This window comes from Streptomyces sp. NPDC057702, from assembly GCF_042799315.1.
Lineage (GTDB): Bacteria > Actinomycetota > Actinomycetes > Streptomycetales > Streptomycetaceae > Streptomyces.
Genome location: NZ_JBHVJC010000019.1, coordinates 81,902 through 100,203, shown reverse-complemented (window position 1 = coordinate 100,203; position 18,302 = coordinate 81,902). Strand labels below are relative to the sequence as shown.

Annotated in this window: 14 protein-coding genes and 2 pseudogenes; 2 read left to right on the top strand and 14 right to left on the bottom strand. The window is 73.5% G+C overall.

Annotation, left to right across the window (positions count from 1 at the left end; translation table 11 throughout):
• Window positions 1–146: 146 nt before the first annotated feature.
• The 5 genes and pseudogenes from ACFVFR_RS16710 to ACFVFR_RS16690 form a co-directional block, all read right to left on the bottom strand.
• On the bottom strand, window positions 147–1,823 hold the full coding sequence (locus tag ACFVFR_RS16710) for a protein phosphatase 2C domain-containing protein (protein WP_383702087.1): 1,677 nt from the start codon (window positions 1,821–1,823) through the stop codon (window positions 147–149).
• A 3-nt stretch (window positions 1,824–1,826) separates the two neighbouring features.
• Window positions 1,827–3,506 (bottom strand): annotated as a pseudogene (locus ACFVFR_RS16705) (tetratricopeptide repeat protein); the annotation flags it as partial.
• A 113-nt stretch (window positions 3,507–3,619) separates the two neighbouring features.
• Window positions 3,620–5,008 (bottom strand): hypothetical protein, encoded by a 1,389-nt coding sequence (locus ACFVFR_RS16700; RefSeq protein WP_383702085.1) that lies wholly within the window; start codon window positions 5,006–5,008, stop codon window positions 3,620–3,622.
• A gap of 24 nt (window positions 5,009–5,032) precedes the next feature.
• Entirely contained in the window at window positions 5,033–5,407 is a 375-nt protein-coding gene (locus tag ACFVFR_RS16695; RefSeq protein ID WP_383702176.1) for a hypothetical protein, read from the bottom strand.
• Between the two features lie 118 nt (window positions 5,408–5,525).
• A pseudogene (locus ACFVFR_RS16690) lies at window positions 5,526–5,684 on the bottom strand (sugar-binding protein); the annotation flags it as partial.
• A gap of 548 nt (window positions 5,685–6,232) precedes the next feature.
• Between ACFVFR_RS16690 and ACFVFR_RS16685 the strand changes: the two are divergent.
• Window positions 6,233–6,775: a hypothetical protein gene (locus tag ACFVFR_RS16685; protein ID WP_383702082.1), complete on the top strand. Its 543-nt coding sequence runs from the start codon at window positions 6,233–6,235 to the stop codon at window positions 6,773–6,775.
• Between the two features lie 98 nt (window positions 6,776–6,873).
• Here the strand turns inward: ACFVFR_RS16685 and ACFVFR_RS16680 are convergent, their stop codons facing one another.
• From ACFVFR_RS16680 to ACFVFR_RS16640, 9 genes are all read right to left on the bottom strand, one after another.
• Window positions 6,874–7,752 carry a hypothetical protein gene (locus ACFVFR_RS16680; RefSeq protein ID WP_383702081.1) on the bottom strand — a complete coding sequence of 293 codons (879 nt, stop codon included), beginning with the start codon at window positions 7,750–7,752 and terminating at the stop codon, window positions 6,874–6,876.
• Window positions 7,745–8,023 carry a hypothetical protein gene (locus tag ACFVFR_RS16675; protein ID WP_383702079.1) on the bottom strand — a complete coding sequence of 93 codons (279 nt, stop codon included), beginning with the start codon at window positions 8,021–8,023 and terminating at the stop codon, window positions 7,745–7,747. The genes ACFVFR_RS16680 and ACFVFR_RS16675 overlap by 8 nt, the downstream gene beginning before the upstream one ends.
• A 488-nt stretch (window positions 8,024–8,511) precedes the next feature.
• Entirely contained in the window at window positions 8,512–9,507 is a 996-nt protein-coding gene (locus ACFVFR_RS16670) for an N-acetylglucosamine kinase (RefSeq protein ID WP_383702077.1), read from the bottom strand.
• A complete protein-coding gene (locus ACFVFR_RS16665; RefSeq protein ID WP_383702075.1) occupies window positions 9,498–10,781 on the bottom strand; it encodes a 6-phospho-beta-glucosidase in 1,284 nt (427 codons plus the stop codon). The genes ACFVFR_RS16670 and ACFVFR_RS16665 overlap by 10 nt, the downstream gene beginning before the upstream one ends.
• A 6-nt stretch (window positions 10,782–10,787) precedes the next feature.
• Complete coding sequence (locus ACFVFR_RS16660) at window positions 10,788–11,696, bottom strand: carbohydrate ABC transporter permease (protein ID WP_383702073.1); 909 nt, start codon at window positions 11,694–11,696, stop codon at window positions 10,788–10,790.
• Between the two features lie 3 nt (window positions 11,697–11,699).
• The gene (locus ACFVFR_RS16655; protein ID WP_383702071.1) at window positions 11,700–12,689 is read right to left on the bottom strand and encodes a carbohydrate ABC transporter permease; all 990 of its coding nucleotides are present in this window, start codon (window positions 12,687–12,689) and stop codon (window positions 11,700–11,702) included.
• A gap of 12 nt (window positions 12,690–12,701) precedes the next feature.
• Window positions 12,702–14,048: an ABC transporter substrate-binding protein gene (locus ACFVFR_RS16650; RefSeq protein WP_383702069.1), complete on the bottom strand. Its 1,347-nt coding sequence runs from the start codon at window positions 14,046–14,048 to the stop codon at window positions 12,702–12,704.
• A 235-nt stretch (window positions 14,049–14,283) separates the two neighbouring features.
• Complete coding sequence (locus ACFVFR_RS16645) at window positions 14,284–15,438, bottom strand: ROK family transcriptional regulator (protein WP_383702168.1); 1,155 nt, start codon at window positions 15,436–15,438, stop codon at window positions 14,284–14,286.
• Between the two features lie 898 nt (window positions 15,439–16,336).
• Window positions 16,337–17,404 (bottom strand): mechanosensitive ion channel family protein, encoded by a 1,068-nt coding sequence (locus ACFVFR_RS16640; RefSeq protein WP_383702067.1) that lies wholly within the window; start codon window positions 17,402–17,404, stop codon window positions 16,337–16,339.
• A 255-nt stretch (window positions 17,405–17,659) separates the two neighbouring features.
• Here ACFVFR_RS16640 and ACFVFR_RS16635 point away from each other — a divergent pair, with 255 nt between their 5' ends.
• A complete protein-coding gene (locus ACFVFR_RS16635; protein WP_176161630.1) occupies window positions 17,660–18,196 on the top strand; it encodes an HNH endonuclease in 537 nt (178 codons plus the stop codon).
• The last annotated feature ends 106 nt before the right edge of the window (window positions 18,197–18,302 follow it).

Genomic DNA, 18,302 nt, shown 5'->3' with positions numbered 1-18,302 from the left:
GGGAGCCCCCTCGCCCCCGCCGTCCCGTGCTCTTCCATGACGTGCCCGCCGCGCGCGGGCTGCCGCCTCCGTGCCGTGCCGCGACCCCCTCGGCCAGCGGCGGGGCCCCTACCCCGTGACCGACGCCCTCCGGCGCCGGCGGACCATCAGGCCGATCCCGCCCGCCCTGGCGGGACGGGGAACGGCACGACCGCCACCGTGACGTTGTCGTGGCCGCCGCCTTCCAGTGCGTAACCGACCAACTGCCGTGCGCTGTCCAACGGTCGGGACCGCGCGTCGACGGGCACGGCCGCGGCCATCTCGGGCGCCGACTCGGCGTAGTTCCACAGCCCGTCCGTGCAGACCACCACCACACCCGGCCGGTCGGGCTTGAACGCGGCGGTGTGCGGCTCGATCTCGTACGCGTCCGCCCCCAACCAGCCGGTGATGGCGTGCGCCCGCTCGTCCGCGTACGCCTCCGCCTCCGTCAGCAGCCCGGCGGCGACCATCTGCGCGGCCCAGGAGTCGTCCTCGGTGAGCCGGGCGGCGGGCGTGGCGCGGTCGTCGGGCACCCAGTACGCGCGGCTGTCGCCGATCCAGCCGACGGTCAGGATGCCCGAGGCGACGACGGCGCTGACGATCGTGCAGGCCGGCGCGTTCTCGTGGCGGTGCGGGTCGCGGTGGGTCGGGCGGGCCTCCTGGGCCAGCGCGTTGACCGCCTCGGCGGCGGCGATGATCGCCTCGTGCATGGCCTGCTGCGGGTGCGTGCCCTGGGGCAGCGCCGTCAGCAGCCGCTCGCCGGCCACCCGCGCCGCCGCGGCCGAGGCGTCGTCGGGGCGGGTGGCGGAGGAGACGCCGTCGCAGACGACGGCGACCACGGCCGGCGAACCGTCCGGCAACTCCGCCTCCGACAGGGCGAAGGCGTCCTCGTTCCGGTGGTGGCGTAGTCCGCGATCGCTGGCCGCGGCGACGAACGCCAACTCCTCTTCCATGTGGTCCCGTTCCCGTGGCTGTGCGTGTCCGCAGTTCTCGCAGTACCCGTCGTCGTCGATGGCGCCGGCCCGGCACTCGGCGCACCGGCGCGGCGCCGGCCGTGGCCCCCCGACCCCCGGCGCGCCCCCGGCGCCGGCCGAGGTGGCTCCCGTGGGCGGCGCGCTCGCCCCGCCGGTCGGCGCGGCCGGCCCGGCCGCCTCGCGCGACGCCCCGGCGGGCTCGCCCACCGGCCCCGACCCGGCCGCCGGCCCACGGTCGCCGGCGGGGCCCGTGGCCTGCCCGATCACCAGGGTCGGCGCGTCGACGGCGTCCGCCGGGGTCGACTCCGGTGACCGTGGCGACCAGGAACTGACCGTGGTGGGACGTGGGACGCCCGGGGCGACCTCGGCACTCGCGGCCGGCCCGTATCCCGGCGCGGCGCCCCGGGGCGCCGCCCCGGACCGGTCCGGGCCCCCGCCGCCGGCACCCGGCCGCGCGGCCGGGGTCAGCGCGGGAGCGGCCCCCTCCTCGCCCGCCGCCTCGTGGTCGGCCCGGGGAGTGGGCCACGGGGCGGCCGACTGGTGCGGCAGCGCCGGTCCGGCCGCCGGGGCCCGGTCGGGGCGCGGCGGCACGGGCGGCGCCGCCCCGGGCCGTGGCACGGGGGCGGGCTGGGCCGCGCCGAACCCGGGGCCGGCGGCGGGTTCCACGCCCGCTCCGGCTCTGCCGGCGGGGTCGGCCCCCCCGTGGGGGCCGGCGCCACCGGGCGCCGCCGCGGCGGTGACACTCGTGCCACAGGCGCCGCAGAAGTTGTCCTCCACGTCAAGAGGCTCCGCACAGCTCGGGCAGGTTGACAGCCGAGGCTTCCGCGACATCGATCACACCCACGTCCTGGGGCGGAGCCGGTTGGCCCGCTCCACCCATTCGATCCTTTCCTCGCCCCGCTGCGCGAGCCGGGCGAGTACCCGATACGAGCGTTCCAGACCGAAGCGCAGCCCGCGCTCGTCCAGGCGGCTGCCGAGCAGCACGGGTCGGGCTCCCGTCGCCGCTTCGGGTCCGGCGGCCTGCGGGATTCCGCTGCCGCTGGAGAGTACCCAGTCCAACGCGCTGGTGAGCACCTCGGTGCGCGACCGCTCGCGCCGTACCGGGTCAAGTCCGAAGTCCGCGAGGCGTTCCACCTGACGAGCCGCCGCCGTCAGTTCGGCGAGTCGCCCGCCCGGCGCACCGGCCCGGCCGGGCCCGCCCGCCGTGACCGACCCCGGCGGGGAAGCCGGCCGCGGCCGCGCCCGCGCGGCCGCCACGCGGGCCGCCGCGTAGGGGATGGAGGACTCCGGCACGGACTCCAGGGCCGCGACCGCGCCGGCCCGGTCGCCGGCCGTGAACCGTACCCGGGACAGCCCGAACGCGGCACTGACCAATCTCGGGTCGGTCGCCCACACGAGGTGGTAGGAGGTGGCGGCGTTGTCGGGCTCGCCCCGTGCCTCGGCGCACACCCCCAGCGCCAACTCGGGCGCCCTCTCGCCGGGAAACGCGTCGTAGACGGCGTCGAAGGCGAGCGCGGCCGTCCCGTGGTCGCCGCTGGCCAGCGCGCGCGGGCCGCGGTACCACACGACGCGCCAGTCGTCCGGGCGCGCGCGCTCCAACGCGTCCGGAACCCGCCCCGCCGTCTGGTCGTCACCCAGCGCCAACGCGGCCCGCACGCGGCGCAGCCGCAGCCAAATCGAGTCGGTGGGCGCGGCGGCCAGCGCGGCGCCCAGCGCGGCCGGGGCCGCCGCGAGCAGCCCGGCCAGGAAGCCGGCGTTGGCGTCGGCCGGGTCGACGCGCGGCAGGGGCAGCGCCAGCGCGGCAGCCCGTACGTCCAGCGCGCGGACGGTCTCGGCGCCGTCCGTGGCCTCCCCGGTCGCCGCGCCGTCCGCGTCGGGCGGCGCCGGCCGGGCCGTCCCCGAAAGCGGTACCCGCTCCCGGGGGTGCGGAGGTTGACCCGGCCCGCCGAGCCCGCAGCCCAGCGCCGGCGCGCCCGTGGCGGGCTCGCCGACGAGGGCCAGGGCCCGTGCCGCGCGCCGGCCGCGCCGGGCCCCGCGTCGCGCGTCGACCGTCGGCGGCTCCCGGCCGTCGGCGAACACCCGGGCGTCCACGACGCGCGTCTTCGCCCCGTGGAGCTTCGCCCCGTAGAGCGTGGACAGCGCCGGCCGGGGTCGGCCCGCCCGGAGGGCGACGACCTCCCGCAGGACGCCGGTGAGCCGGTCGGCCATCTCACCGGCGGAGGCGAACCGGCGCCCGGGGCCCGGGTCGGTGGCCCGCACCAGCGGCCGGGAGAAGGACTCGCAGCGGTGCAGGACCTCGATGTCGCCGGGGGCGGGGAAGCTGTCGGCGAAGACGGTCGTGCGCCCCTGGAGGTCGACGGTGAGCACGGCCGGCGTCCGGGCCACCGTGGACAGGTCGGAGGCCACCGACGGGCCCCGACCGGCGATCTCGGGGGCCTGGTAGCCGACGGTGCCGTAGATCGGGCTGTCCTCGTCGCCCATCCGGCGCACCGCGCCGATGTCGATGAGCTTGAGCGGCCCGCTGGCGGAGGCCACCGGCGCCAGAGCGCGGGTGTCGCAGGGCGGCTCCCCGCCGCCCACGTCCTCGTAGGACCCGGCGCACTCGGGTCGCTGGCACGGATCGGCGCTCACGCGGGGCCCCCGGCGTCGGAGACCCGGCCCGGCCGGTCGGGCGCCCACGCGTCATCCGCCCCGCCCCGGTCGCCGGGCCCGGGCGCCGGATCGGGCCCGGCCGGGGGACGGGGCGTCAGCGTCTCGGCCGCCGCCCGCTGGTAGCGCGCCACGGCCCGCTCCGCGGCGCGCAGGTCACACGGCGCGCTCCACAGCAGCCGCCGGGCCGCGTCGTAGCGCTCCACGAGCAGCGGATCCGCGTCCATCCCGTGCCGGGCCACCTTCGCCTTGTACGCGTCGAGCCGGCTACGCAGCTCCGCGCGTACCGCCAGCGGCGCGGTCACCGCGGTCAACGACTCGCGGGCCCGGTGCAGTTCGTCCTCGGCCCGCTCCTCCAGGCTCTCCAACAGCGGCGACAGCCGGTGCCACTGCGAGCGCCTGCGGTGCTCGGAGGCCAGCGCCAGCTGTTCGTGCAGGGCCGTGGGCGGTCCGCTGACCGCGGGCACGTCGGAGGCGGCGATCTTCGCCAGCACCTCGCCACGCGCCTGCCGCGCCTCGGTGAGCGTACGGTCCGCGCGCGAGAGCACGTCGCGCAGCACCATCAGCCGCCGCTCCGCGTCCTGGCGCACCCCCAGCACCGCCTCGATCTCGCGGCGCACGTCCTCCAGGGCGCGCGCCGCCCGGTCGTAGCGCTCGGTGTCGGGCCGGCCGCCGCCGGGCGCCGAACTGGGCGAGGCGCCGGACCAGAAGGCCAGCGGGTCGCGGATCACCTCGGCGCGCAGCGCGGTCAGTTCGGCGGTGATGCGCTCCAGGTCGTCCCCCGAGGGGTGCTCGCCGGGCCGGACACCCACCGAGTGCGCCAGCGAGCGCGTGCGCCGCAACTCGGCGGCGAGCATGTCGATCCGGGCGGGCAGCGCCGACCAGACGGCGTCCGCGGTGACGACGACGTCCAGCGCCCGCGCGTACCCGCCGTTCATCCGCTCCACGAGGGCCGCCAGCGTGAACCGCTCGCTCGGCCGGGTCGAACCGGCCACCGAGCCGCCCGGCACGGTCACGTGCTCGCCGCGCAGCACCTCGGTCAGCTCCGCCAGTTCGGCCCGCCCGGGCCAGCGACGCCGGGCGCGCACCTCGCGGGCCTGGCGGAAGGCCGCCGCGTACGCGTCGTAGTACGTCCACAGCAGGGAGATCGTCTGCTCGGCGGCGGTCCACCGCGCCTTGGTCGTACCGGACAGCTCGGCGCCCTCCAGGAGCCTGCGTCCGGCGTGGTCCTGGAGCGCGAGCAGCGACGTCTCGATCGCCTCGTGCTCGGCTTCGAGTCGCGTGAGCGCGCGGTCCACCTCCTCCCGGTCCATGACCGGACCCTGGGGCATCCCCGACGAGCCGGGTGTGGGTCCCGAGGCCGCCATCGATCACCTCTCCTGTGCGTGCGGTCAGTCCTTGTGAACGGGCGCCGGTGGCGCCGTGATCCCCTTCAGGTCCTTCTGGAGCCACCCGCGGTACGCCCGCATCCAGGGGCTGTCCGCCCCGCCCTCGCGGTAATCCTCCAGCACCTTGTTCACCCGGCGCACCAGATCAGTGTCGTCGCCGTGCGTCGCCACACCGCAGGGCTCCCGCGTGAGCGGCTCGCCGACCAGCCTCGCCGACGGGTCCCGCGCGGCCTGGCCCGCCGCGAGCGCGTCGTCCGTGAAGACCGCGTCCACCGGGCCCAGTCGCAGGCGCACCAGACAGTCGAGCTGGTTGGGCGCCGTGTCCAGCAGGGCCCCGGCGCCCGCGCCCCCGCCGGCCGTCGCGCAGCCACCGCTCACCCGTCGAACTCGCGGCCGTGCACGCCCGCTTGCCGCGCGGCGACGGACCGTAGGAGGTGATGGCCGAGCCCCGGGGCACCAGGAGCTGCCGCCCGGCCTGGAAGTACGCGGTGGAGAACGCGATGCCCCGCCGGATGCGATCGCGGTTGATCAGCATGGTCCCTGCGACGATGTCCACCTTGCGCTGTCGCAGCGCCGGTATGCGCTGGTTGGTGGGAATGGTACGGAAGACAACGGCGTCGGGGTCGCCGAATATCTCTTTCGCTCTCGCCCGCACCAGATCGATGTCGGATCCGACGAGCCTGCCGGGGGCCGGGCCCCGGACCGGATGGCGACCCACCCGCACCGGGGGGCGGCGTGGCGGCGGGGGATGGAGGGAGGCCGGTCGACGCCCCGGCCTGGGCCGTTGGCGCGATTCCGCCGGTCGGCGGGTGTGACACGAGACCTCCCCCAGGTTCGCCGGCGGCCCATCCGCGCCCGGTGGACCGGGCCGGCTGACACCTCCGCAAGCAGTATGGCCGCAAGCGCCGCCCACCACACCGGCCGGGAACGGATCTTGCCGGGCCGTGGACCGACCGCCGCCGCCCGGTGGTTCCCCCGCGCGCTCGCCTGCCAACACGCCGCGCGCGACCGTTCGGTTCCCCACCGGACCCGACCGACGGGCCCGGTACGACCGCCACCCGGGCCGGGGCTGGCCACGCCCCCGTCACGCGGACATGGCACCCTGGGCCGCTCCCGCCGTGGCCGCCGCACCACGCCATGGTGAACGGCGCCCCCGCGGGGCCCGAACGCGAGCGAGCGAACGAAAGCCGAAAGGAACCGCGTATGCGCGTTTTCCAGCCACCTTCCGACTTCGGGCCCGGTGCCCTCTTCGTCCGGGAGCGAGTGCGCCCCGGCGCCCTGGCCTGGCTCCACCTCCTCGCCTGCTTCGGCCTCCCGCTGGCCCTGTCGGCCGGCGTGGCCCACCAGGCGGGCACCGAGGTGGCCCTGCCCGGCCTGGCGGCCCTCGGCCTGCTCGGCTTCCCCGCCGGGACCCGGGCGCTGCGCCGGATACGCGTCGACTACCTGAGCCCGGACGCGGTCGGCCTCGACGAGCGCGGCGTCACCGCCCGCGCCGCCGGCCAGAGCACCTTCCACGTGCCGTGGAGCCGGGTACGCCGACTGGACGCCGGCGCCGGGCGGGAGGCGGGGTGGCTGCGCCTGTGGGTCATCGACGACGCGGTGGAGGGCGTCACGCGACTGCCCAGGCGGCGCCGCACCAGCGAGGGCGCGGCCCTGCTCGTCCGCTTCGGGCCCGGCGTGGACCGCGAGGCGCTGTTGGTGGCCGTCCAGCGGTACGCGCCCACGGGGATCCGCGTCCGCCTCTGAGTCCCGCCCACCGGGCCGCCCCCACACACGAACGCCCGGGTTCGTCGACGGGCGCCGGAGATCCGGCACCCGTCGACGAACCCGGGCCAAGACGGTGACTAGCGGCGCGGCGCCCCGTGCTGGGCCGGCGCGGGCCGGCGCGGCGGCCGGGTCAGCGTGATCTGGCGGACCAGCTGGTGGAAGCAGGTCAACGCGGCGATGGCGGGCAACGCGGCGACGGCGATGCCGCCCACCGTGCGCTGCGCGTGCGCCACCGACAGCGCCACCGAGAAGCCGCTGAACAACACCACGACCAGCCAGGCGTGCGGGGCCCGCTGGTAGTGCACCGCGTGCCGGATGATCGACAGCGAGGCCGCCAGCCACGGACCGTAGATGAGCACCGGCCACCACATCGTCAGATGGTGCGCCACGTTGGGCGCCACCACCTGGCGCAGCGGCTCGTGCGCGCACATCCCGCCCAGCACGCTGACCACCGCCACGATGACCGCGACCAGCACCGCGATCAGACAGCTCAGCACCTCCGCGCGGGACACCGTCCGGCGCGGCCCGCCACGCAACGCCCCACGGAGCCGGCGAAGGCGACGCCTGCGGTGCGTGGCCGGCGGCTGCGACAGCCGTGGCGGAGGCGCGGTCTCGGCCACCAGAGGGTCGAGCTGCTCGGTCTGTGCCGACTCCCGCAACAGCTGGGTGAGTTCGGCCTCGGAGTCCCAGTGCCCGCCGAGCACGGCCAGATCGGGGGCGGTGAGCGGCTCGGACCCGATGGGGAAGGCGTCGTAGGCGACGTACCCGGGGTCCGGCTCGGCTCCCACCGGCGACGAGTCGTACGCCGCGAGGCTCGGCCCGAAGCCGGGCTCGAAACCCGGCGGGAAACCCGGCGTGAAGCCGAGGCCCGACTCGTGACCGGGACCGAACTCGGGATGCGGGACGGTCTCGGGGCCGTGTCTGCCGAAGGCGCCGTACTCGTATCGCTCACGCATGGCGCTCCCGTCGCGGCGGCGGGAGCGGGCCCGCCAGCGGGGGCGGGGGCCGGTCGGCCGCCGCCCGGGCCGACTCGGGAAGCCCGGGGGCGCGTAGCGCGTCGCAGCGCCGGGCGAAGTCCGTCTCGATGCCCTTCATGGCGGCGGCCAGATCACGCAACTCGGCCTGGCAGTAGCGCAGTTGCACGTACTCGGCGCCGCGTTGCAGATGAGCGTGAGTGAAGCCCCGGGGGCTGCCCGCGGGCGTGGCCGTGAGAACCCAGTCCCCCATGCGATGAGACTCCGTGAGGGGCGCGGCCGGGGCTGTTGGACCGGGAAGCGCGGTGGATGAAGTCACGCCCGGTTAACGACAGGCCGGGCGGGAGGGGGGTGCTCCGAATGAGGGACAATAGATGCGAAGTTACTACCTGGCGCCCCATGTTATGCAAAGCGGACTAGCCGGATAAGCGAGGCGATCCCGACCGCCCCCGAACCGCCGCCCCCACCCCACCCCCGGCCAGGCGCGCGCCACCCCGCCACCCCCGGGGCGCGAACCCCCGGGCGCACGGCAACGCTACCGCGCCGCCCGCCCGGGGGCGCGGCGAGCACGGCACGCCGGGCCCACGCCCGAAGCGCCCCACCCACCACCGCGCCGACCGACCCCCGCCGACCACACCACCACCCCCGACCCCACCGGCCCCCGACCCACACCCCGAGCCGGGAGCCGCGCGCGGAACCGCACACCACCGCGCCCCGCGCCACCCGCTACGCCACGCCTCCCTAGCCCGCGTAACCCGCGCGCGAGCGCTCGTAGAGCGCCGGCGCCGCCGCGATGTGATCCAGCCCCAGCAGGGCCGCGCCGAGCACCGGCGGCGCCTGCACCACCCGCGCCAGGGCCTTCGGCGCCCGCTCGGCCAGCAGCTCACGCACACCGTCGTCCAGCAACCGATGCCGGGCCGCGAGCACCCCGCCACCGAGCACCACCGGCGCCTGCTCACCCAGCAGATCCAGCTTGGACAGCGCGACCGTGGCCATCGTGACCACCTCGTCCGCCTGCTGGGCGACGATCGCCCGCGCGACCGCGTCACCCGCCTCGGCCACCGCGAACAACACCGGCGTCAGCTCGTAACGCCGCCCCCGGTCCACCTCACCCAGATGCAGCGCGGTGATCAGCTCCAACATGTCGCCGAGCCCGAAGTGCGCGGGCAACGCGTCGGCCAGCGCCGTCCGCTCACCCCGCCCGTCCCAGGACCGCGCGGCCCACCACAGCGCCTCGTCCGCCAGGTGCCCACCGCCGCCCCAGTCGCCGGAGATCCGCCCGATCGCCGGAAAACGCGCCGTACGCCCCCCGGGGGCCAACCCCGCGCAGTTGATGCCCGCGCCACACACGACCGCCACACCCGTCGGCTCACCGCCGTCCGGCAACCCGGACCGCAACAACGCGAACGTGTCGTTGGTGACCGTGACGCTGCGCCCCCACCCCCGGGCCGCGATGGCCGCCGTCAGCCGCTCCTCCTCGATCGGCAGGTCGCAGTTGGCCAGACACGCCGAGACGTGCTGGGCCAGAACCCCGGACGAACCGTCGAGCCCCGCGTCGACCGCCGCCCGGGCGACGATGCCGGCCAGACCCGCGACGGCACGCTCGTCGCCCACCAACGGCGGCTGGAAACCCCCGCCACGGGCCGAGCCGAGCACCGCGCCGTCCGGGCCGATCAGGGCCACGTCCGTCTTGCTGTTGCCCGCGTCGATGGCGAGCACGGAACCGGTCAGGCCCACGCCAGGTGCTCCCGGTTGTGTGCGATGAGCGAGTCGGTGAGCTGGTCCGCGTACTCGATCTGACCGATCAGCGGGTGCGCCAGCAGCGCCTGGAACACCGCGCGCCGCCCGGCCTGCTCGCCGGCCTCGGCACCCAGCAGCGAAGCCCGCAGCGCCAGGTCCTCGTACGCCGTGACATGCGAGGTCAACCCCGCGTACAGCGGCTCCAACGGCGCGACCGGCAGCGGCGTGGCACCGCCGGCACCCACCGCCGCCGGCACCTCGATCACCGCGTCGTCGGGCAGGAACGGCAGCGTGCCGTTGTTGAAGGTGTTCACCACCTGCACGTCGCCCGTGTCACCGAGCAGCGAGGAGGTCAGCGAGACGGCCGCCTCCGAGTAGAACGCCCCACCCCGCTTCCCCAGCAGCTCCGGCTTCTCGTCCAGCGCCGGGTCCCCGTACAGGTCCAGGAGCTGCTTCTCGATCGCGGCGACCTCCGCCGCGCGCGAGGGCTTGGACTTCAGATCGCGCACCACCGCGTCGTGCTCGTAGAAGTACCGCAGGTAGTACGAGGGCACCACGCCGAGCCGGTCCACCAGGGAGTGCGGCATGCGCAGGTCCGCCGCGATCGCCTCGCCGTGCTCGGCGAGCAGCTTCGGCAGCACGTTCTCGCCCTCGGGCCCACCCAGCCGCACGCCCCGCTCCCACGTGAGGTGGTTGAGACCCACGTGGTCCAGGTAGACCTGGTCCGGCGCCACGTCCAGCAGCTTGGCGAACTTGCGCTGGAAACCGATCGCCACGTTGCACAGGCCCACCGCGCGGTGGCCCGCCGTCAGCAGGGCCCGCGTGACGATGCCCACCGGATTGGTGAAGTCCACGATCCACGCGTCCGGGTTGCGCCGCCGCACGCGCTCCGCGATGTCCAGCACCACCGGCACCGTACGCAGCGCCTTGGCCAGACCGCCGGCGCCCGTCGTCTCCTGCCCGACACAACCGCACTCCAGCGGCCACGTCTCGTCCTTGTTCCGCGCGGCCTGACCACCCACCCGCAGTTGCAGCAGCACGGCCGCCGCGCCGTCCACGCCCGCGTCCAGGTCCGAGGTCCACGAGACCCGACCGGGGTGACCCTGCTTGGCGAAGATCCGCTGAGCCAGGCCGCCGATCAGCTCCAACCGATCGGCCGCCGGGTCGATCAGAACCAGCTCCTCCAACGGCAGCGCGTCGCGCAACCGGGCGAATCCGTCGATGAGTTCGGGGGTGTAGGTCGAGCCTCCGCCGACCACTGCGAGCTTCATAGCCAATTAGCCCTTTACTCCGGTGAGAGTGACGCCTTCGACGAAGGCCTTCTGTGCGAAGAAGAAAACGATGATGACCGGGGCCATGACGAGCAACGTCGCCGCCATGGTCAGGTTCCAGTTGACGCTGTGCGCGCTCTTGAACGACTCAAGACCGTAACTCAACGTCCAGGCCCCCGGATTCTGCGCCGCATAGATCTGCGGACCGAAATAGTCGTTCCAACAGTAGAAGAACTGGAACAACGCGATCGCCGCGATGCCCGGCTTGGCCATCGGCACCACGATCGTGAGCAGCGTACGGACCTCCCCGCACCCGTCCACACGAGCGGACTCCAGGTATTCCTTGGGGATCGTCAGCAGGAACTGCCGCAACAGGAAGATCGAGTACGCGTCGCCGAACGCCATCGGAATGATCAGCGGCCACAGCGACCCGGAAAGACCGAACTGCTGCGCCCACACCAGGTACATCGGAATCACGATGACCTGCGGCGGCAGCATCATCGTCGAGATGACCAGGATCATCGCGCCCCGGCGCCCACGGAAACGGAACTTGGCCAGCGCGTACGCCACCGGTATGGACGAGCAGACCGTGAACAGCGTGCCCAGACCCGCGTACAGCAGCGAATTACGCCACCAGGTCAAAAAGCCCGGCGTGTTGAACACGTCCGCGTAGTTCGACCAGTGCCACTCGTGCGGCCACAACTCGCCGCTCATCGCCTGACTGTCGCTCATCACCGAGGTGAGGAAGACGAAGACGAACGGCAGCACGAAGAACAGCGCGACGGCCAGCGCGCCGGTGTGCACGGCGATCCAGTGCAGTACGGACCTACGTCGCGCCCGCGCCGCGGCCTGCGCCGGAGTGGGCGTGGGCCGGGACGCGCGAGAGGTGCGCGGGGGAAGTGCGGTGGTGGTCATGGATCAGTCCTCCGCCGTCAGCAGCCCGGCGCGCTTGCGCATCAGCAGGGTGGTCACGGCCATGGCGATGGCGAACAGCACGAGCGAGAGCACGCATGCCGCGCCGGTGTTGAAGTTCTGGAAGCCCAGCGAGTAGACGAGCTGCGGCACGGTGAGCGTCGAATGGTCGGGATAGCCCGGCTGAACGGTCGTCCCCGGACCGATGCTCACCCCGGACGCCAGCTTCCCGGCCACCAGGGCCTGCGTGTAGTACTGCATGGTCTGCACGGTCCCGGTGACCACCGCGAACATCACGATCGGCAGAATCGAGGGCCAGGTGATGTAACGGAACTTGGCGAAGGAACCCGCGCCGTCCAGCTCCGCCGCCTCGTACTGCTCCTTGGGCACGTCCAACAACGCGGCCATGAAGATGACCATCAGGTCACCGATGCCCCACAGCGAGAGCATCACCAGCGACGGCTTGGCCCAGTTCGCGTCGTTGAACCAGTTCGGCGCCTCGATGCCGACCGTGCCGAGCACCTCGTTCACCGGACCGGTGCCCGGATTCAACAGGAAGACGAACGCCACGGTCGCGGCCACCGGCGGCGCCAGATACGGCAGGTAGAACACCGTACGGAAGAAGCCCACACCGGTCTTCAGCTTCGTGATCAGCAACCCGATGCCGATACCGAAGACCACACGCAGCGACACCATCACCACGACCAGCCACAACGTGTTCCACAACGCCGGGCCGAACAACGGCATCTGGTCGAACACGTACTTCCAGTTCCGCCAGCCCACGAACGTGGCCGGCTCGATCTGGTTGTAGTGCATGAACGAGAAGTAGACGGTGGCGATCAGCGGATACCCGAAGAAGACGGTGAATCCGATCAGCCAGGGAGAGAGGAATCCGAGCGTACGCAGCCGGTCCCGCTGGTGCTTGCGCCGCAGCTCCGCCGAATTATCCGGCACACCGGCTGGGACGGCCTCCACTGCCTTACGTGTTCTTGCCATGGTTGGGCCCCGTTAATTCTGCGCTTGGAGAGTGTCGGCGTCTATCTGGTCATCGAGTTTTCGCAGCCCCTTGTCGAGGTTGTCGACTTTCCCCGCCTCCGCGTCGTAGGCGAAGTCCTGGAGAGCCAGCACGTACTGGCCACCGTTGATCGATGGCGGCAACGCGACACTGTCCTTGTGCTGGGCGATCCGCAGGAACGTACGGAACGTCGGGTCGGCGTCGAGCTTCGGCGAGACGAGCGCCGCCTTCGTGGACGGCACGTTGTGAATCGCGTTGGCGAAGGCCACGACCTGATCGGTGTCGGCCGTCAGGAATCGCACCAGCTCCCACGCCGCGTTCTGGTGCTTGCTGCTGTGTGCGATACCGGCGACCGTCCCGGTCAGATAGCCGCGCCCGTACGTGTCGGCCTGGTCGTCCGGCACCGGCATGGGCGCCGTGTCCCACGCGAAGTTGGGCTTGGCCTCGTTGAGCATGAGCCCACGCCACTCGCCGTCCATGTGCATCGCGAGCTTTCCGGTGAGAAAGGCGTTCTGCGAGGACATCTCGTCACCGAAGGTGGTACGGAAATCCTCCAGCGCCCCGTACCCGCCCAACGACTTCACCAGGTCACGCTGCGTGGTGAAGAACTCCTTGGCGGCCGGCTCGTCGGCCAACCGGGCCTTTCCGTCCCCGTCGAAGTAGCGCGGGCCCCACTGGGCGAAAAGCCGGTCCGGGCTGTTCTGGTAGAGCCGGAAGTTCGGCATGAAACCGAGCTGCTGGTAACTGTCGCCCTTGCGCTGCGTCAGCTTCACCGCCGTGCGCTTCAGCTCCGACATGGTGCGCGGCGGACGCTTGATGCCCGCCTTCTCGAAGGCGTCCTTGTTGTAGTACATGCCGTACGCGTCCGCCAGCAACGGCAACGCGCACTGCTCGCCCTCGAACCGCGTGTAGTCCAACAGGGTCTTGGGGAAGACCTTGTTCTTGTCCAGCCCCGTCTTCTTCATGAACGGGTCGAGATTGACCCACATGCCCGACGAGCAGTACTGGCCGACATTGTTGGTCGTAAAGGAGGACACCACGTCGGGGGCCTTGCCACCACCGGCGCGCAGCGCCTGGTTCATGGTGACGTCGGTGACGTTCCCGGTGGCCTTCACCTTGATGTTCGGATGCAGGTCCTCGAACCGGTCAATGCTGTCATTGATCGCCTTGACCTCGTTCTTTTCGGACCAGCCGTGCCAGAACTTCAGGGTCACGGGCTTGGTCGGGTCGTCGTTCGCGCTACCGGTGCTCGGATTGGCACACCCCGCGAGCAGTAGCCCGGTGGTGGCGAGCACGGCGGCGAGGACGGCCGGAGCGCGGTGCGTACGCGTTCGCGGCATGGCGGACTTCCTTCACGGCGAGAAGAGGGTACGGAGGGTTGAGAGAGTGGGGGAGAGAGCGGAAACGGACGGACAGGGGGACGTCGGGGCAGGGCGAGGGCGGGGCACGGCGGGTCAGCGACCCCCCCCCACGGGGTGCGGGGCCGTGCGCCCCGTGGGGACGGACAGAGGTAGCGGGCGGGGGAGCGGTCCGATGGCGGTGGGTGGCGGGCGGCGGGTACGGGCCGCGAGACGGTCAGGCGGTGTCGAAGACGGTGTCGCGGGCGTCGGCCAGCGCGGTACGCAAAGCGCCGACCAGGATGGGACTCCCGTCCAGCGCACTCAGCCGCAACTGCGGCCGGGGCAGGGCGAGGCCGGTCAGCTCCTCCTGGACCAGGGCCAGCAACCGCTCCCCGCCCGCCTGCGGCACCTCACCGGAGAGCACGACCAACTCCGGGTCCACCACGGCGATCACGGAGGCGATGCCGGTGGCCAGCCGGTGCGCCAGCTCGGCCAGCACCGCGTCACCGGCCCCCGGCGTCACCAGCGCCTCGGCCAGCGCGGCGGGCGCGTCCCGGGCCGCGATGCCGTGCGCCCGCGCGAGCGCCAGGACGGCGGGCGAGGAGGCCAGCCGCTGGAACCCACCACCGGCGTCCGGCTCGGCGAAGGTCTCGGCCCTACGGGCCAACGGGGCGCCAGGCAGCGGCATGTAGCCGATCTCGCCCGCGCCGCCGGTGGCGCCCCGCAGCAGCGCCCCGTCCAGCACGATCGCGGCGCCCACCCCCTCGTCGACCCAGATCAGCACGAAGTCGTCGAAGTCCTGCGCGGTGCCGCGGTCGTGCTCGGCCAGCGCGACCAGGTTGACGTCGTTCTCGATGACCACCGGGGTGCCCAGCGCGGCACTCAGGTCGGCCCGCACCGTACGGGACTGCCAGCCGGGCAGATGCGGCGCGTACCGCAGCGCCCCGGTGCGCGGGTCCAGGGCGCCGGGCGTACCGATGACGACGCGGTGCAGCGCGTCGCGCCCCAGACCGGTCGCCCGCAGCGCGCCGTCCACGGCCGCGACGACCACGGCGGGGGTGCGGTCGCGAACGTCGTCGGCCATCGCGTCGGCCGCGAGGCGGTGTTCGCCGACGACCGTGCCGGCCAGGTCGGCGACGACCGCGGTGATGCCGAGCGGGTCGACGGCCAGCGCCGCGACGTGCGCGATGCCCGCGTTAATCTCGTAGAGCTGGGCGTTGGGGCCGGGGCGGCCGGTGGCGGTGCCGGTGGCCCGGACCAGGCCCGCCGTCGCGAGCCGGCTCAGGAGCTGGGAGGCGGTCGGCTTGGACAGGCCGGTGAGCTCGCCGAGCTGCGTGCGGGTGAGCGGGCCGTGGGCCACCAGGAGGTCCAGGGCGGCCCGGTCGTTCATCGCCCGCAGCACGCGTGGTGTGCCTGGCGTACCGACCACGACTGACCACCGCCCTTCTCCGCTCAGACGCCGGGCCCCGTTGCCGCGCCGTCTATTAGGAAAGTTTCCTAACGGTGAACAGGAAGGTAGGCGCCCATCAGCGCGTCGTCAATGGTTCGATCCGAACGTCCGTCCATGCCTGCCCAAAGCGTTACCGACGGCCTACCCCCGACGCACTCCGCGCAACGATCGGCGGGTTGGTGGGGTGGGGGGCTGGGCGGGTGGGGGAGTGGGGGGCGCCTGACCGAGTGGCTGGGTGCTGGTCGCTGGCCGCTGGGCGAGCAGGGGTGGCGACCGTGTTTCGGGAGGGCGCGGGCGAGTGGGGGTGGCGACCTTGCTTCGGAAGGGCGCGGGCGAGTGCGGGTGGCGAGTGCGTGAGGGTTGTGGCCTTGGGGGTGAGGGCGCCCCGGGTTTCGGAGGCGTGGGGAGTGGGGGCTGTGGCCTTGGGGACGGGAGCGTCCTGGGGGCAGGGGGGCCTGAGTGTCCGAGGGGCGTGGGGCGTGGGCCGAGCGGCGTGGGCCGTGGGGCGTACGGGGGTGGCGCGGGCCGGGCGGATGCGAGGCGTGCGGCCGGGGGCGGTGGTCTCGGCCCGGTGAGCGGGGGCGCGGCGGGGCGTGCGGCGTGGGGGCGGCCTGGCGGGTGCGGGTGGGATGTCGGTCCGGCCCGGTGGGTGGAGGCGCCGGCGAGCTGGGGCGCGCCGGGCGTGGGTCGGCCCGGTGGGTGTGTGTGATGTTGCTCCGGCCCGGTGGGCAGGGGGACGCGTGGGCGCGCGGAAGTAGCCCCGGGGCGCGGTGGGATGCGACGCGCGGGGCGGGGTGGGGCGGCCCGGGGCGGGTGGGGCCGCCCCGTCGAGGGCGGGTTACTTCTGGAGGTTGGGCGGCGCCGGCGGTATCGGCGCCGTCGCGAGGGACTGCGGCGATGTCGGGCTGGCCAGGGCGGAGGGCGCGGAGACGCCGGCCGTCGGGTCGGCGGCGGGCGGGGCGCCCTCGACGGCGGGCGGCGGGCCGCCGACGATGCGAATGCCCTCCGCGTCCAGCGCGCGCTTGATCCGCCAGCGCAGCTCCCGCTCGACGCCCAGCGACTTGCCCGGCATGGTCTTGGCGGATACGCGAATCACCACCGAGTCCAGGTACACCGCGTCCAGACCGAGCACCGCCACCGGCTCCCACAGCGCCTCGTCCCACGGCCGCGAGGTGCCCATCTCGGCGCCGGCGCGGGTGATCACCTTCTTCGCCCTGTCCAGGTCCTCGTCGTACCGGATCTGCACGTCGACGCCCGCCGTGGACCACCCCTGACTGAGGTTGCCGATCCGCTTGACCTCGCCGTTGCGTACGTACCAGATCTCGCCGTCGTCGCCACGCAGCTTCGTCACCCGCAGGCCGACCTCGATCACCTCGCCGGAGGCCACCCCCGCGTCGATGGTGTCGCCCACGCCGTACTGGTCCTCCAGGATCATGAACACGCCCGAGAGGAAGTCGGTGACCAGGTTGCGGGCGCCGAAGCCGATGGCCACACCCGCCACACCGGCGCTCGCCAGCAGCGGCGCGAGGTTGATCTCCAGCGCGGAGAGGATCATCAGCGCCGCCGTGCCAAGGATCATGAACGAGGCGACGCTGCGCAGCACCGAACCGATGGCCTCGGACCGCTGTCTACGGCGTTCCGCGTTGACCAGCAGCCCGCCGAGCGCCGTCCCGTCCACGGCCTGCGCGGTCCGGTTCATCCGCGAGATCAGCCGCGTGATGGACCGGCGGATCACCGAACGCAACACGAACGCGATGATCAGGATCAGCAGGATGCGCAGGCCCAGGCCCAGCCAGTCGGACCAGTTCTCCTCGATCCAGCTCGCGGCGCTGGCCGCGGACTCCTGTGTCTCGTCGAGCGCCGTGGCGCGTGGCGTCACGTCAGCGGACGGAGCGGACCGAAGCACGAGAAGCAGCCCTTCTGTGGGGATATGCCCGGCAAAAACACCTGGGCAGACGCTCCACACTAACGGGGCACGCCAGGTGTCTCGTTGCGATGTTCGAACGACAACCGCTGGCGGCGCGGAGATGAACAGACTGTGGTCGAAAACACTCTTGGTCCGTTACCTGGTGGTGGTGGCGCTCTCACCAGGCGTGCGTAGACACTAAGGGGAGATCGTCCCGGCGCGAGCCACGCGCCGCCGGCGTACAGGGAGGCACCCGTGCCGCATGTTCTGGTCCTCAACGCGTCGTACGAGCCACTCGGCGTCGTACCGCTCCGCCGCGCGCTCGTACTCATCCTCAATGACAAGGCCGTCAGCCTTGAGGAGTCAGGCGCCCTGATGCACAGCGCGACCCGCGTCATACCCGCACCGAGTGTCGTTCGCCTCAAGCGGTTCGTGCGAGTCCCCTTTCGGGCCCCCGTTCCGCTGACCCGCCGTGCCCTCTTCGCCCGGGACGGCGGTCGCTGCGCATACTGCGGTGGCGTCGCAACCAGCGTCGACCACGTCATCCCGCGCAGCCGGGGCGGCCAGCACGCCTGGGAGAACGTGGTCGCGGCGTGTCGCCGCTGCAACCACGTCAAGGCCGACCGCCACGTCGCGGAGCTCGGCTGGCGACTGCGCCACCAACCAGCCCCACCATCCGGTCTGGCCTGGCGCATCATCGGCACCGGGCATAGGGACCCGCGCTGGCTGCCATATCTGCAGCCGTACGGCGCGGAAGACGCGATGGCTCGGATTGACGGCGTATCCGCCTGAGACCCGGGCCATCGTCGTGTGTACGCCGCGCCGCGCACCCCGGGCGCGGCGCGCCCGCCCCCGCCCGGGGGGCGGGGGCCCCGGGGGGCGGGGGCGGGGGGGGGGG

Bases quoted from the DNA above. Each gene is read 5' to 3' on its own strand.
- ACFVFR_RS16710 (WP_383702087.1), bottom strand. From the start codon at position 1,823: ATGTCGCGGAAGCCTCGGCTGTCAACCTGCCCGAGCTGTGCGGAGCCT.
- ACFVFR_RS16700 (WP_383702085.1), bottom strand. From the start codon at position 5,008: ATGGCGGCCTCGGGACCCACACCCGGCTCGTCGGGGATGCCCCAGGGT.
- ACFVFR_RS16685 (WP_383702082.1), top strand. From the start codon at position 6,233: ATGCGCGTTTTCCAGCCACCTTCCGACTTCGGGCCCGGTGCCCTCTTC.
- ACFVFR_RS16680 (WP_383702081.1), bottom strand. From the start codon at position 7,752: ATGCGTGAGCGATACGAGTACGGCGCCTTCGGCAGACACGGCCCCGAG.
- ACFVFR_RS16675 (WP_383702079.1), bottom strand. From the start codon at position 8,023: ATGGGGGACTGGGTTCTCACGGCCACGCCCGCGGGCAGCCCCCGGGGC.
- ACFVFR_RS16665 (WP_383702075.1), bottom strand. From the start codon at position 10,781: ATGAAGCTCGCAGTGGTCGGCGGAGGCTCGACCTACACCCCCGAACTC.
- ACFVFR_RS16660 (WP_383702073.1), bottom strand. From the start codon at position 11,696: ATGACCACCACCGCACTTCCCCCGCGCACCTCTCGCGCGTCCCGGCCC.
- ACFVFR_RS16655 (WP_383702071.1), bottom strand. From the start codon at position 12,689: ATGGCAAGAACACGTAAGGCAGTGGAGGCCGTCCCAGCCGGTGTGCCG.
- ACFVFR_RS16650 (WP_383702069.1), bottom strand. From the start codon at position 14,048: ATGCCGCGAACGCGTACGCACCGCGCTCCGGCCGTCCTCGCCGCCGTG.
- ACFVFR_RS16645 (WP_383702168.1), bottom strand. From the start codon at position 15,438: ATGAACGACCGGGCCGCCCTGGACCTCCTGGTGGCCCACGGCCCGCTC.